This is a genomic window from Nitrosomonas sp. (assembly GCF_040240425.1).
In the GTDB taxonomy this organism is placed as follows: Bacteria; Pseudomonadota; Gammaproteobacteria; order Burkholderiales; family Nitrosomonadaceae; genus Nitrosomonas.
The window spans coordinates 61,928-77,123 of sequence record NZ_QPHG01000012.1; the positions used below are offsets into that span (position 1 = coordinate 61,928).

13 protein-coding genes are annotated in these 15,196 nt (G+C 47.4%); 5 read left to right on the top strand and 8 right to left on the bottom strand.

The window, feature by feature from the left end; translation table 11 throughout:
- Window positions 1-83: 83 nt before the first annotated feature.
- Complete coding sequence (locus DU481_RS06505; RefSeq protein ID WP_350133410.1) at window positions 84-1,421, bottom strand: OmpP1/FadL family transporter; 1,338 nt, start codon at window positions 1,419-1,421, stop codon at window positions 84-86.
- A gap of 357 nt (window positions 1,422-1,778) precedes the next feature.
- On the opposite strand from DU481_RS06505, the gene DU481_RS06510 reads away from it, so the two are divergent.
- Window positions 1,779-4,313 carry an EAL domain-containing protein gene (locus tag DU481_RS06510; protein ID WP_350133411.1) on the top strand — a complete coding sequence of 845 codons (2,535 nt, stop codon included), beginning with the start codon at window positions 1,779-1,781 and terminating at the stop codon, window positions 4,311-4,313.
- 167 nt (window positions 4,314-4,480) lie between these two features.
- On the opposite strand, the gene DU481_RS06515 is transcribed toward DU481_RS06510, so the two are convergent.
- The 7 genes from DU481_RS06515 to DU481_RS06545 form a co-directional block, all read right to left on the bottom strand.
- The gene (locus DU481_RS06515; protein WP_350133412.1) at window positions 4,481-5,278 is read right to left on the bottom strand and encodes a carbonic anhydrase; all 798 of its coding nucleotides are present in this window, start codon (window positions 5,276-5,278) and stop codon (window positions 4,481-4,483) included.
- A gap of 511 nt (window positions 5,279-5,789) precedes the next feature.
- A complete protein-coding gene (locus tag DU481_RS06520) occupies window positions 5,790-6,311 on the bottom strand; it encodes a GNAT family N-acetyltransferase (RefSeq protein WP_350133413.1) in 522 nt (173 codons plus the stop codon).
- 39 nt (window positions 6,312-6,350) lie between these two features.
- A complete protein-coding gene (locus tag DU481_RS06525) occupies window positions 6,351-6,734 on the bottom strand; it encodes a SirB2 family protein (protein WP_350133414.1) in 384 nt (127 codons plus the stop codon).
- A gap of 2 nt (window positions 6,735-6,736) precedes the next feature.
- Window positions 6,737-7,222, bottom strand: a complete 486-nt coding sequence (locus DU481_RS06530; protein ID WP_350133415.1) for a DUF4149 domain-containing protein — start codon at window positions 7,220-7,222, stop codon at window positions 6,737-6,739.
- Window positions 7,223-7,363: 141 nt separating this feature from the next.
- On the bottom strand, window positions 7,364-7,714 hold the full coding sequence (locus DU481_RS06535) for a SpoIIAA family protein (protein ID WP_350133416.1): 351 nt from the start codon (window positions 7,712-7,714) through the stop codon (window positions 7,364-7,366).
- Window positions 7,715-7,800: 86 nt separating this feature from the next.
- A complete protein-coding gene (locus DU481_RS06540) occupies window positions 7,801-8,646 on the bottom strand; it encodes a DMT family transporter (RefSeq protein ID WP_350133433.1) in 846 nt (281 codons plus the stop codon).
- Between the two features lie 58 nt (window positions 8,647-8,704).
- Entirely contained in the window at window positions 8,705-9,814 is a 1,110-nt protein-coding gene (locus DU481_RS06545; RefSeq protein WP_350133417.1) for an aromatic ring-hydroxylating oxygenase subunit alpha, read from the bottom strand.
- A 220-nt stretch (window positions 9,815-10,034) separates the two neighbouring features.
- On the opposite strand from DU481_RS06545, the gene DU481_RS06550 reads away from it, so the two are divergent.
- From DU481_RS06550 to DU481_RS06565, 4 genes are all read left to right on the top strand, one after another.
- Window positions 10,035-11,456: an adhesin gene (locus tag DU481_RS06550; protein ID WP_350133418.1), complete on the top strand. Its 1,422-nt coding sequence runs from the start codon at window positions 10,035-10,037 to the stop codon at window positions 11,454-11,456.
- Window positions 11,457-11,549: 93 nt separating this feature from the next.
- Complete coding sequence (locus DU481_RS06555; RefSeq protein ID WP_350133419.1) at window positions 11,550-13,736, top strand: primosomal protein N'; 2,187 nt, start codon at window positions 11,550-11,552, stop codon at window positions 13,734-13,736.
- A 74-nt stretch (window positions 13,737-13,810) separates the two neighbouring features.
- Complete coding sequence (locus tag DU481_RS06560) at window positions 13,811-14,047, top strand: HP1242/YdcH family protein (RefSeq protein WP_090319290.1); 237 nt, start codon at window positions 13,811-13,813, stop codon at window positions 14,045-14,047.
- Between the two features lie 80 nt (window positions 14,048-14,127).
- Entirely contained in the window at window positions 14,128-15,123 is a 996-nt protein-coding gene (locus DU481_RS06565; protein WP_350133420.1) for a zinc-binding dehydrogenase, read from the top strand.
- Window positions 15,124-15,196 lie beyond the last annotated feature (73 nt).

A 15,196-nucleotide genomic window follows, 5' to 3' on the forward strand; every position in this document is an offset into this window, starting at 1 on the left:
TAGCGCCATTAGAAACGAAACGCCGTCATAAGATACCGCAAACCGGCATAAGTTTCAGCAAACTACAGGAGATACTACGCGAGTTAGAAGCGCCAATCCATTTGCAGACCACCGATATTGATTTGCTCGGAATATTGTCCGGCGAGAACATCGGCTGTTGCACCTCGATGATTAATGCCGGCGTCGTTCATGAATAAGTGCGCGTATGCCGCGTGAATATTGACATTCTTCATGACGGCATAAGTCAATCCCGCAGTCAGCCAATAGCGGCTTGCATCAGGAATGCGCGGCGAACGGTATCGGGCATTGGGAACCGGTGTTTGATCATAGGCAAAGCCCATCCGAACGGTCCATTTATTACTTTCGGAAAAATAATTGACGCCGAAAGCATAACGCCAGGTATCGTTCCATTTCAGGTTTTGCACATCATCCGATTGCGCCGATGCAAAATTGGTTCGCAGCTCCTGTATCAGACTCCAGTGCGTCCACAACGCATCCGCAGAAACCGCCCAGCGCGGATTGAGGCGGTGCGACAAACCGAACAATACCGAATCCGGCAGCGTAACCGGCGTGCTTGTGCTGGTATCGACGAGAATGTTGCCTTGCGTCAACCCGATGGCCCTATCCGGAACGGAAAAGTTCGCATGACCATTCACATCATGCGAAATTCTGGAGCGGTAGCTGACACCGAAGCGCGTATCTTGATTCGGCGCATAAAAAGCACCGAAGTTATAGCCGAATCCAACACTGTCGCCTTTCAATGACACATGGCCATCCGCGGATTGCGGCAAAATGCCTTGACGGGCGCACGGTGTTGGTCCCAATGTTAGGAAACAAGCGGGACCAAGATCAATGGCGTTGGTCAACCGGGATTGCAAATATTGGACATTGAAACCCGCGCCCAGTGAGAGTTTCTCGGTGACTTTAAAGGAAAGCGATGGATTAAAGTTTAAGGTCAGAATCTCCGAATCAAGCGCTTGATAGCGCCCTTTCCAATCCGCATCATAGCTATTGCGCGTACCAAAAGGGGTATTGAATCCGAAACCGAAGGCCACCCGGTTTGTCAGTTCCTGCACATAATATACATTCGGTACAAAAGCCAGACTGGGTGAATCGCCGCCATTACCGCCTTTCAACGGCGCGCCTCCCAAAAATGGATTGAGATGTGAAGCGTCATTGTGAAAAACTGCGGAAGGTGCAATGACATACCCTGCTGTCGAAAGCAGCCGCCCGCGTACCTGACTCATTGCAGCCGGATTAAAAAACACCATACTGCCGTCGTCAGTGTTCGTGGGCGCACCGGAAAACGCTTGTCCCAGCTCCTTGACACTTTGCTCCATCACGGCAATGCCTGCACCGCGTATCGAAGTAGAGACAATCAAAAAAAACAAACCCGCAAACCAGAAAACACTTCGTTCCAAGGAACAATCAGTTATAGATAGCGTTTTAATAGATTAATCTCCATAATTTTCTCGATCGATTGAAAATTCACTGTTTTAATCCGGATGATCCATGCCGCTGTAAAGGTTTTCTTTACTTACATAAAATTCAAAGTATAATTTTCTGATTCTCAATAAGAATATTCTTACGCGTGTAGAAATGAGTATTTTTCATTCGCAATCCAGGTTGCATTATGTCATTGAAATAAAATGCTTACAAATCCTCAGCAATCTAGTTGTTTATCTTGAATTATGGTTATCCCGGCAATTCGTAAATAGTTCTAAATTCTTTGGAAAATCATCCGACAAACTGCGCACAATTTTCAGCATTTGTCCGCAATGAAAAATGATTACTGGGCATCAGAGCTTAATAACCATACTGTAGATTCCTCCTTGCAGCAAAGCAATCATTCCACGGCATTATTGGCCGAGCAAGTAAAATTGCTTTATCAACAAGCCCCCAAGGCACTGGTTGTCACACTGATCACCTCCGCCGCGCTCGCTTTTATTTTCTGGAATCATGTTGCCAAGGCTTGGCTGTTGGGATGGTTAGTCGCAATTTATTTACTGACTTTCGTCAGATTTCTGCTGGTCAAATCCTATTTCCGTAAAGAGCCGTCAACTGCCGAATCCGCTCGCTGGGGTCGGCAATTTCTAATCGGTACGTTATTTTCCGGCATACTTTGGGGTTCCGCAGGCAGCATTTTCTTTGTCAACGGCAGCGCCACGCACCAATTATTTCTCGCGTACTTATTGGGTGGCATGGTTGCGGGTGCGATGGCTAGTTTGTCGTCTTACCGTGGCGCATTCCTGGCCTTCTCAATTCCCGTCGTCATTCCTTTTACTTATCAGGTGATGACACACGACGGCGATGTACAACTCGCGATCGCCTTCACCTACCTCATTTTTGTTTTTGCAATGGGCAGTATTTCCCATCGCTTGTATCAAACTGTCGCGGAGTCACTCAAATTCCACTTCGATAATTTCGATTTGCTCAAACGGCTGATACAAGCGAAAGATCATCAAGAAGCGATCAATCAGGCATTGCAAGTCGAAATCGCCGAAAAAGACCGTTCGCAACAAGCATTGAAAAGCGTTACGGAACAACTGGAGCAACGTGTCGCAGAACGCACCCATGCGCTTGCTTTGGCCAACGCTGTGTTGCACCAGGAAAAAGAGTTGTTTCAGGTCACTTTGGCCAGCATCGGCGATGCGGTCATCACGACCGATGCCGGCGGTAACGTCACCTACCTGAATCCAATCGCAGAGATATTCACCGGCTGGAGCAACCAGGATGCCAATAGCTTGCCGTTGCAACAGATATTTAACATTCTCGATAGCGTTAACCGGTCGGCTGTTGCCGATCCGCTGGTATGTCATAACGGGACATCCGGAAATGCGCAAAAGCACCATGAGTGTTTGTTAATCCGCAAGGATAAACAAGAGTGGATTATCGATTACGCCGTGGCGCCGATTCAGAATGAGCAACAGCATGTGATTGGAACTGTTTTGACTTTCCGCGATGTCACGGAGCAACGTAAGCTGACGCAAAAACTTGCCTATCAGGCGGCGCATGATTCACTGACCGGCTTGCTGAACCGTAAGGAATTTGAAACCCGTCTCGGCAAAATCCTGGCGGCTACCCGCAAAAACGATTCACATGCACTGCTGTATCTCGATCTGGATCAATTCAAAATTATCAATGATACCTGCGGGCATAGCGCTGGCGATGAATTGCTGCGCCAAGTCACCACATTGTTGCATGCCAAACTGCGTACACGCGATACTCTGGCGCGTCTTGGCGGTGATGAATTCGGTGTCATCCTGGAGCACTGCCCGCAGAACGAGGCGCTGCAGGTTGCGCAAGCATTGCGAGAATTGGTGCAAAACTTTCGTTTTCAATGGCAAGGCAATACTTTCAGTATCGGAGTCAGTATTGGATTATTTCCCATCACGCATGCCAACGAAGGCCTCGCTTATGCATTAAATGCGGCCGATAGCGCCTGTTATGCGGCCAAAGAACAAGGACGTAATCGAGTACAAATATATCAAGCCGATACAGCGCAGCAAAAATCCGGCGAAGTGCAATGGCTGCCCCGCATTCAGCAAGCCATGATCGACCAGCGGTTGTGCTTATATTTCCAGCCGATTCAGTCTATTTCGAGCAACAATGGTAAAGAGAAACACGGTGAAATCCTGTTGCGCTTGGAAGATGAACACGGCCGTCTCGTCACGCCGGGGGCATTCTTACCTGCTGCTGAACGGCATGATCACATGTTGATCATTGATCGTTGGGTGCTGGAACATTCGTTTAAATTAATCAAGGCCCATGCACACCACCAACCCAACGTCATCTATACCATCAATTTATCCGCACAAGTACTTGAGAGCGCGGATTTTCTCGATTTCACCGTGAACACCATCAAAGCCAGCAAGCTAAACCCCGCTTGTATTTGCTTTGAAATCACAGAACATGTCGCGCTGACTGAAACGAACCACGCAGTGCGTTTTGTGACCACGTTAAAAGAACTCGGATGCCGTTTTTCGATGGATAATTTCAGCGGTGGCTTGTCATCATTCGGGTATTTAAAAAATATTCCGCTCGATTATCTGAAAATCGATGGCCGGTTGATCAAGAACATGCTTTCCGATCCGATCGATCAAGCCATGGTTGAATCGATCAATCACATTGGCCACGTGATGCGGCTTAAAACCATCGCCGAATGGGTCGAAAACGATCAGACTTTACAGCTGCTGGAAAATATGGGCATCGACTATGCACAAGGTTACTGGATCGCTGAACCTTACCCCATTGACGCCAAGTCATTAAAATTCCCGGCTAACGATAAAATCAACCATAAGCTTGATTGCTAGAATTGTTTATCTCGAAATTAAGCGCAAAAGAAACCGGGAAACGGCACGAAGATTCACAGCAGAACGATCAAACTCAGATCGGCAAGTGAGAAATCATAAGGAAATCGTGCATTAAACAGGAATTATCAAGTTAAATACACTGATTTACCTTAGATTTCTTATTGAAACTATTTGGTCGAGGAAATAACGCGCCCATTCAGATTCTGCGGTGATCTCGCATTATCTGTATAGAATCCCTTGAGCTGTGAAAGCTGTGCGGCGGATATCGAAATGCTATCCAATAAAAGATACCACTGCACGCCTTCGCTGCAAGGCGGTGTTGTTAAAGAACCAGCGAACGCTACATAATCAAACGATTGATGACGCAATGGCGGTAATAACGTTGTAGGATTAATTTGGATACCGGTGGCATTGGCATTTTGATCACCCCCCGTAGCGGGCATATTGTCTAAAATAGTCTGCAATGTCGCATTCTCTTCTCCCACGGTTACCGCAACCCCCAGAACGATGAGCCGCCCATCCGGACTGACATGAACAAAATGTAATTCCGCCGGAAACTTCACGCCACCTACGGCATGTTCGCTGGGCTCATGAAAGTGAAACTGAACCAGCGGATACGATTCTTCTCCGATTTTCAGTTCACCTTTATAGTCCGTCGAGGTATTGACCTGAACTGCGTGGCCGGTATTGAAGAATACCGGGGTATCCACATCGTACCAAACCTCCAGATCATTCAATTTACGGGCATTATCAATTCTCGCATCGGCTAAATCGACCGGCGATTGGTGAGAGCCGATACTGCATTCCGCATACGGATAGTTCAATGGCACTACGGTTTGTGACGGATCCTGGATTGCTCCCCAGGTTGCTTGTTCCTCATGCGTCCAGTGGGGAGCGGAAACTGCGGCTGCGGTATAACATGCAAAAATTACTGAAGCCAGATTTCTCAATACTTTTCTGTTCATTGGTTATCTCCAATTTGCAAATCGTCATTCGATTAACATGTATGTTTTTTGCAATAATCCATCATCGACGGTTTCTTATCCTTCTCGGAATCCTGTGCCGGTTGAGAGTTTTCCTTTGTGGTCGATGAACTCGATTGTGTAGTTTGTGTTTGTTTGCTGGAATCAGCAGATGACTTTGCGTTGTCCGATCCGGATTCAGCAAAACACGAAACACTTAAACTCATTGCGATAGCCAAAAATATTTTTATCAGCATAATTCCCTCGTTTATAAAGAAGTTTGATTACCCTTTTAATTGCAGGAGCGGGCACGATATCATGATAAATGTAAAAAAAATGTCAAGAAAAATTACGTATTTTGTGAAAAATATGTGAATTAAAACAATTATTAGCAGTAATGTTATTACAATTTAGATTAAGAATTCCGCCGCGATTGGAGCGCAATCGGACTGACGAGCGAAGGAAGCTGAAGATAAAAATCTGACGATAACTTTTTCTTTAATGACAAAAAACCTTAACAACGCATAGTTTTCTTTTCGAGATATTCAATGGTCAATCCAGCAATTTTAGGCACGCCAAGATAAGCCGGATAAGCCTCAATCCGGCCGGTGCAGTGATATCCCCTGCGTTGATAAAATTCAATCAGTTCGGTGCGTTGCGATATTACGAACATGACAAATTGATGTATATCCATGACGCTGCTGGCAAAGGTTTCTGCTTGTTCGAGCATGTATTTTCCGAGTCCCTGCCCCTGCAGATCTGGATGAACCGAAAAAAAACCGATATATGCATGTTCCTTTTCCGGTGCGACATAAATGCACGACGCTAGCCTGGAAGGCAGGTTAACAACGAAAAAATGCGCACTGGAATTTTGCATGGCGGCTTCGATTTCCTGCCGGTTAGTTCTATCGCCTTGAATAATCGCCGCCTCTGTGGTCCAACCGGCGTTTCCGCGATACGTCAAGTTGATCAGATCGCTGATTGCCTGCGCTTGATTGACATTGGCTTTTTCAAAACGAAAAGCGGAGAAATCCATTCGTTGTCAGTAAATTTTACAAAGATGCGCCGCCGGATTCTAGCCGAGACCTAATACCGGGCTTTTTGTGATTGCAACCAGCACAATGTAAATGAATACACACTGCGCCGCTACCCAAGCGATGATTTTTGTCCGCCGGGTTTTGCCGAAGCGCATCGCCACCATACCCAGAGCGATATACAACAGTAAACCGGCAACCTTGGCGGTTAACCAGGAATCCTGCAGCGGATTCTGCTGGATAGTCATCGCCAGAAAAATCGCACTGGTGAGCAGAACAGTATCGATGATATGCGGCAGAATCTTAATCCAACGTTGGCGTAAATTGGTTGAGTCTTGGATCAACCAGACACCACGCAGGAGAAACAGTGAGTAACTGAGTATCACGCTACTGACGTGAATCATTTTCAACAATGCGTAACTCACATTCAACTCCCGGCTATTAGCCAGCCATGACTACCCGCCACGGCGCCGGCGATGGTAATTAAACTGAGTATCAATAAGAACAAATGTTTGCGCTGAATTCTGGCAAATGTTTCCGGTGTAACGTCTTGCTGCACCGGGGCCGCGCCTTGCCTGCGACGTCCGCGCGGCTCTATGACGAATAACATCACGCTAAACAGCAGCCAGATCGCTACCATCATGTGCATCCACCAGTATTGCCACTGCATGAAACGTTGCCAAGCATCGAGCACATAAACCATGTAGAAACCGCTCAACCCAACGATCAATGTGGAAAAACGCGCTTGCGCGGCAAACCGCTGCCGGAAACGGGAAAAAAATGCCATTGCATCCGTGGCCGACTGCATACGCGCCAGAGTTGGCAACAACACAAACGTCACCATTGCAACGCCGCCTATCCAAAGCACGATGCCCAATACGTGCAATACCCGGGCTAAAACAAAATCATCCATTCGATTTTTCTTACCACTTAAGAACAAACTTAGAAATTATAGCCAATACTCTGTTGTGTATTACGCATGCACTTTGCGTGCGGCGTTTCGTAACACAAGCAGATCGCATTAATTCGTCACAATCATTCAACCGGGAATCGGTTATTCAGTCTCCGAAGCCCAAATTTCGGCTTCCTCATAATCGTGAAAAATCGTTACGTTAGCGTGAATAAATAAATTAAAAACCCATGCGCCCCAAGTTTGCCATTCATCGTCGGTTACAACCGCCACCCGATTGAATTCACTACCGTGATCGCGCATGAATTTAATTTCTTCCCAGGCTACATCAACGGTGTAATCGAGCATATCGCGCCAATCAAACAGAAGATTGGTTTTACCGTCAGAATGAGATTGATACAGCACTTGTTGTTCAAATTCATTATAGTCGGCTAATGTAAACTCCCCAATAACCGCAACAATTATGAGATTGTCTTTCTTTTGAATAGTTATCATGACTCCCTCCTCAACAAATAATTAGCTCATCATAGGGAATTAAACAGGATGGTGCAAATTTTGCCGCTACCCGCATCAAAGCAAAATCACTTTGGAGCCACAGCGGGAGCTTGCTTAATACTTAGGATACCGCTTAATGTACCGCCCAGAACAATCAATCCCATCCCAAGCCAGGCCACGGGAGGCAATACTTCATTCCACAACAAAATGCCCCAAAGACTGGCAAATAATACCGTGCTATAGCCCAATGAAGTCACAACCATCGTCGCACCTTGATGATAGGCACGCGTCATCGCCAGTTGCGCCAATGTGGCCGTCACACCGGTGCCCAGCAGCAGCAATAAACCATCCCAGTTAACCGGACTGAATGCCGTAAACAGTAGCCACACTCCGGTTCCTAATGTACTAATTAATGTGAAATAAAATACCACCTGCCATTCGGATTCGCCCAATTCACCCAGTTGCTTGACATTGATATAGGCAATTGCAGCAAAAAAACCCGAGGCCATCCCCAGCACACCGGCAACCCAATGATCTTCCGGCAACGAAGGACGCAGCAACAGAACTACGCCGACAAAACCGACCAAAACTGTGCAGATTAATGGCCAATGAATATGTTCTTTCAAAATCAACGTGGAAAACAATGCCAAGAAAAGCGGCCAGGTATAATTCAGTGAAATGGCGGTCGCCAAGGGCAGCTGCGTTATACAGTAAAAAAACATCAATAAACTGATCAAGCCGGATATTCCGCGCCAGCAGTGAACCCGCCAATGCGGCGTTGTTACCGGAAGGCGGTAATAGCGGATAACCAGGTAAGTCATCCAAACACCGAACAGCGAACGGTAAAACACCAATTCCGTACTGGAAAAATATGCCGCACCGAGTTTAACCAATACGCCCATGCAGGCAAACAAAAAGCCTGCAACCAGCATCCACAATGAACGCACTTGTTGGTTATCCTAAAAAATACAGCAATTGGCGGTTATTGAATCACCGGATATGCGGTCCGATTTCTCGTTGCAGGAATTGATGGAAGTGCTTCATTCCTTCTTCCATGGGAATTTGATAAGGCCCTATTTCATTCAAGCCCTGTTCAAATAAAGCACGCCGCCCGGCGGTCATCAGCTTGCAGATTTCATCATCTTCGAGCGCGGTTTCTTTGTATGCGGCTTGTTCGGCTTCCACGAAATCACGTTCAAATAGCGCAATCTCTTCCGGATAATAAAATTCAACCACATTCATACAGCTCTCCACCCCGGTTGGCAGAATCGTACTGATGACCAGCGTATGCGGATACCACTCGAGCATGATATTGGGATAATACAACAACCAGATCGATCCATGCGGCGGCATTTCCCCTTCCGATTGCTGCAACACTTGTTCGTGCCATTTGGCATACACCGGACTGCCCGGTTTTTGCAAACGCCCGCTATCGATTGCCACAGTCTGCACGCTATACCAATCGCCAAACTCCCAATCAAGTTTTCCGGTATCGACAAAATGGCTTAATCCCGGGTGAAACGGATCGACGTGATAATCTTCCAAATACACTTCGATAAATGTTTTCCAATTACAGTGATAGTGATCAATTTGCACGCGATCAAAGACATAGCCGGAAAAATCAAAATCCTGCAACACGCTCAGATTGCCCATATCGCGCGAAACATTACGTTCACCGTCAAACAACAAACCATTCCAGCTTTGCAATGCGGTCTTGCTCAGATTCAGGCAAGGATTCTGCTCAAAATGCGGCGCGCCCAGCAATTTGCCATTCAATGCATAGGTCCAGCGATGTACCGGACATACGATACTTTTGGTATTACTCCTGCCTGTCAATAAAAGCGCTTGACGGTGACGGCAAACATTCGATAACAATTCAATGCCTTGTTCGTTACGCACCAACACTTTGGCATTATTCATCCATTCCGGTACATAATAATCGCCCACATTGGGGACCATTACTTCATGACCTATGTAACCCGGTCCGCGATCAAACAAAATACGTTTCTCGAGCTCAAGAATCTTGGGATCCAAGTACCAGTTGACGGGAAGCTGCACTGACATGTCCGCCAGTTGCGAAATCTCAGCCATGTTAGACATAGAAATACCTTATATCCCCCAGATAAAAATAGCGGCGAAAATACACGAAAAGACAAAAATTTAAAACCTATTTAAGCAAGTCAGGAACGAAAAACCGAATGCATGGCTATAATAGCAATCTTGATAGTAAAATATCAGCATCCATCGATACGTTACGCGGACAAAAAAAGTAAATTGTACAAGATTGAATTATTTAATTAATCAAAAAGAGAGCATCTTAATGAAATCTAAACAGCAATTAAGAAAAAAATCATGGATACCCGTATTATCCACAGTATTTGTTGTTGGTCTAGCTGCCTGCGACAACGACGGTGAAAAAGCACTCGATACCTCATCCTCTTCGTCATCATCGTCAGCAACAGCTGTCAAAAGAGCCATGCCGACAGGCCCTGCAACCGGTATTTTAGTTGACTCCCCCGTATCCGGCGTAGCGTTTGCGGCAACTTCCGGTAAATCCGGCACCACTGACGAGAAAGGTAGTTTTAATTTCAATCATGGTGACAAAATTGAATTCAAACTGGGCGGTTTGACATTGGGTAATATTCCCGGTTCACAGATTGTGACACCGATTGAATTGGCCGGTGACAACGCTAATAAATTACAAAATCTGCTGGTTTTACTACAATCATTGGATTCCGATAGCGATCTTTCCAACGGTATTTCCATTTCGCGCGAAACGGCTAACGCTGTTAAAGGATCGATTAATCTGGATAGCAATCCCGAAACATTCGCTGATTCCGCCGGGTTAAAAGATATTATGGAAGCCAGCGGTATTTCGGGTGAAGTGAAATCACCCGAAGCCGCACGCACGCACTTTCTTTCCCAAGGTGTCGCACTGCTCAGCGCGCAAGTCTGGGTCAGTTATACCAACCAAACCGCCAGTGTGTTGCGGGTGGCTGCCGATAGCAGCGGAGAATACTTGCAAGGCGACGCAAGACCGGACGATTCTTGTGATGAAAACCGGGTGTGCGGCGGGAAAACCGTGTTTCAGGCCGGTGTTGAATATGGCGTAGCCAAAGCGGCTGATTTTGACAACCGCGGCTTCAAGCTGGTGAGCACCCCCAGCGTGGATACCAATCTGAAAGCCGGTTTCTCCAACCCAGGTCCGACGCGGCGGGTACGCACCGATGGTTCAGAATTGATTAATTCCGATATTGTCACGGTGCAAAGAGCACGCGAACAAGGCAGTGTATTCGGTGAACTCTTCCATATTGCCAAACCGATACAGTTAAGCGATGAAAATGAAGTTGCGGAAAAAGAAGTCAAAGAATCCCGCTACTCTAAAATTGATAACGACGCAAACGGTATTGTCGGCGCATGGGCATATGACAGTGAAGCGATCAAAACACAGACTTTGGTCTTCTTCCCCAATGGCAAATATATGATGATCGATCCGACGGGCGCAACACAGCGTGAAGATCAAGTAAAATGCGCAAAACCCGGTATCGAATTTTCTTCTTATACCTATAACAAGGGCGGGAATAATTTCAGTTTATCCAGCTTCACCTATAACACCAATGGTTGCGCCGGTTTCTCCGATGTAGAAGGCAGCATCGGCTTCACCCTCAGTTCGGATGGCAACACCGCCAAACTGGACAAACCCGGTGAGCCATCGGTCACACTGTACCGTGTTTCTAAATAACCGGTTGTCTACATCTTAAACGCACAATACTCACCGGAACTTGCTCCATGCCCGGTGAGTTGTGCTTCACCTTTGTTATAAATCCGGCTACTCATGCCCATCATCCGTGTCGCACTGAATGTTCCAGTCGACACACTGTTTGATTATCACGCAGAGGACGCCAGTCAACACGATATCGGGCTGCGCGCCTGTGTGCCTTTCGGCAAAAAACAAGTCACCGGGATTATCCTCGCGGTTAGCGACGAAACGCAGATTCCCATTGAGAAACTAAAATCCGCGTATTGCATCTTCAGGGAAATAAAGCCTCTACCCGCTGCATTGCTGGATTTATTTCATTTTTGCAGCCAGTATTATCATCACCCGCTGGGTATGGTGATCATGAATGGCCTGCCCGTTAAGCTGCGTAATAACAAACCGGTTAGCTTAAAAAGAAAACCGCATCAGTATCAATACAGCCTGACCTCAGCCGGTAAAAATGTTGAGTTAACGCAAATTCCTGCACGTAATCGGGTAGCGCGCCGCCTGCTCAATGAATTTCAACAAGCTGTCACGCTAACCAGCCCGCAGATCAAGCACATTTCACTCCGTGCGGAAAAATTGCTGCAAGATTGGATTCAGCTCGGCTGGATCACGTCAGAACTCTGTTCAACCTCAACGGCGGCGAGCGTTGCAAAAATGCCCGTATTGACTGCCGAACAAGAAATCGCGGTAAATGCCATCACTGTCGATGGTAAGCAATTCAATACTTGGTTGCTGCATGGTGTGACCGGCAGCGGCAAAACCGAGGTGTATCTCAGAATTATCGAATCCGTACTGGCACAAGGCCTGCAAGCACTGGTGCTGATTCCCGAAATCAGCCTGACCCCCCAATTGGAAGGTGTTTTTCGCGCCCGTTTTTCTACCGTTCCATTGGTCAGTCTGCATAGCGGTCTCAACGATACCGAGCGGTTATCCGGTTGGCTGCAAGCCGAGAGCGGTGAAGCCAAAATTATCCTGGGCACGCGCTTGGCCGTGTTTACCCCATTATCCGATCTTGGTGTGATTATCGTCGATGAAGAACAGGATAGCTCGTTCAAACAACAAGATGGATTGCGCTATTCCGCGCGCGATCTGGCGATTTTCCGTGCCAGGCAAAGCGCTATCCCGGTGATACTGGGCTCGGCTACGCCGTCATTGGAAAGTTATTACAATGCACTCACAAACCGTTACCGGCATATACGCCTGCTTTCCCGCGCAGTGCAGAATGCTACCCTGCCCTTGATTCAATGCATTGATACGCGCATCCACAAAACCCAGGAAGGTTTATCCGATCCACTGATCCAAGCACTCAATCAGTGTCTACAGGAAAAACATCAAAGCCTCATTTTTATCAACCGGCGCGGCTATGCACCCGTATTGCTGTGCAAGTCCTGCGGCTGGACAGCTCCCTGCCAGCGATGTTCCAGCCGCTTGGTTGTGCACCTGCGCGATAAAAAGCTACGCTGCCACCACTGTGGTCATCAGGAACAGTTTCCACGCGCTTGCCCGCAGTGCGGCAATCAGGATATCGCCCCTTTCGGGCAAGGCACGCAACGCGTGGAAGAAACATTGACCGCACATTTTCCGGCGGCGCGGATTTTGCGCATCGATCGCGACAGCACGCGCCGCAAACATGCGTGGCAAGAGATTCTGCATGCCGTTCATACGCATCAGGTGGATATTCTGATCGGTACACAATTACTGGCCAAAGGCCATGATTTTCCCAATCTATCCTTAGTGGGTATTCTGAATGCCGATGGTGCGCTCTATAGCACCGATTTTCGGGCCAGTGAACGATTATTTGCGCAACTGATGCAAGTCGCCGGGCGTGCCGGGCGCGCCAATGTTGCCGGGCACGTATTGATTCAAACTGAGTTTCCGGATCATCCGTTGTACCAAGCGTTACAACGGCACGATTACGATGCGCTGGCACAGACTCTGCTGGCGGAAAGAAAAATAGCCGGATTCCCGCCTTATGTTTATCAAGCCCTATTGCGAGCGGAAGCACATCATATAAAAACCGTACTGGATTTTCTTGCCCAAGCGGCACAGCTTGCCCGCCCGCCGCAAGCGGTTGAATTATTCGACCCGGTGCCGGCGCACATGTCACGGCTGAAAGGCTTGGAACGTGCGCACTTACTGGTACAATCTTCCTCACGCAAACATTTGCACACTTTTCTGACCGGTTGGTATGCAAAAATCACCACATTACCTAGCCAAAAAGTACGCTGGGTGCTGGATGTCGACCCGTTGGAATTTTGATCTGTATCAGCGCCTATTCTTCGCAGTCAGTCAAAATGTAAAATTGCACCGAGAATAATAAGAGGAGTATCCCAATGATCGACAAACACGATTTACACCATGAATTCCCGGAATATTATGACCGCATTCATGAATTAAAAACCAATAACACTCACTTCGCGCGCCTGTTTGAGGAATATCACGATCTCAATCGTGAAATCCTAAGAATCGAAGAAGGCGTTGAGAATACCACCGATGAATACTTGGAGGAATTGAAAAAGAAGCGATTGTTATATAAAGATAAGCTTTATGGAATGATTGCTAATCCTTGAGAGTCGTCCGGTAAAATCTTGGATGCACGGCATCTTCAATCCATGCAATACCACGAACAGTAACCATAAGAGCGCAACCCATGAAAGCAATCTATTTCAATACCGGTGGAACAATAGAGGTTCTGCAATATGGCAAGGTAGAATCTCTCAGCCAGTGTGGTGACAAGCAAGTCTTGATCCGTATTAAAGCAGTGGGCATCAATCCGATCGATTGTAAAATCCGCACGGCGCCGCAGCGTTTCCCGGTGACTTTTCCGGTCATTCCAGGCTGCGACGGCGCCGGTATAGTGGAAAGTGTAGGCAAGCAGGTAAAAAATTTCCAACCCGGCGACGAAGTGTATTTTTCTCAGCCCGGCTTCAACAATCGCCAGGGCACGTATGCCGAGTATGTGCTGGTTGATGCTAGCCTGTTGGCTTTGAAGCCGCGCTCATTGTCATTTGAACAAGCCGCTGCGGCACCGCTGGTTTTTATCACCGCATGGGAAGCATTGCATGACCGGGCGCACATTACTAAGGGTCAAACAGTCTTAATCCATGCGGGCGCCGGTGGTGTCGGTCATGCCGCTATCCAATTGGCAAAACTGGCCGGTGCCAAAGTCATCACGACGGTCAGCAGCGAGGAAAAAGCACATTTTGTACAGCAGCTCGGTGCCGATCTCATTATCAACTACCGGACACACGATGTAACTGCGGAAGTGTTGCAATGGGCTGACGGTAATGGCGTGGATATCGCGTTTGATACAGTCGGACCGGACGTACTGCAAAGCTGTTTTGGCTGCATAAAGCCCTACGGCGATGTAGTCACCATTCTGCAACCTTCGCCGGATACCGATTGGAGCGAAGCACGAAAACGCAATGTGCGATTCAGTCTGGAAATGATGCTGTCACCGGTTTTACTGGAACTGGAAGAAGCAAAACGCTATCAGGGTGAAATACTGCGGCAGTGTGCCGCATTGTTCGATGAAAATAAGCTGACTGTAAAAATTGCCCGTACTTTCGCGCTAGCCGATGCCGCCGCAGCACAACAGTATCTTGAACAAAATCAACCCGCTGGAAAGATTGTCTTAACGCTATGAACCTTCGTTTAACCCGATACCGCTAATAGAACCGGCGGTATCGGGTTCTACTCAACAAACACACACTTGGATA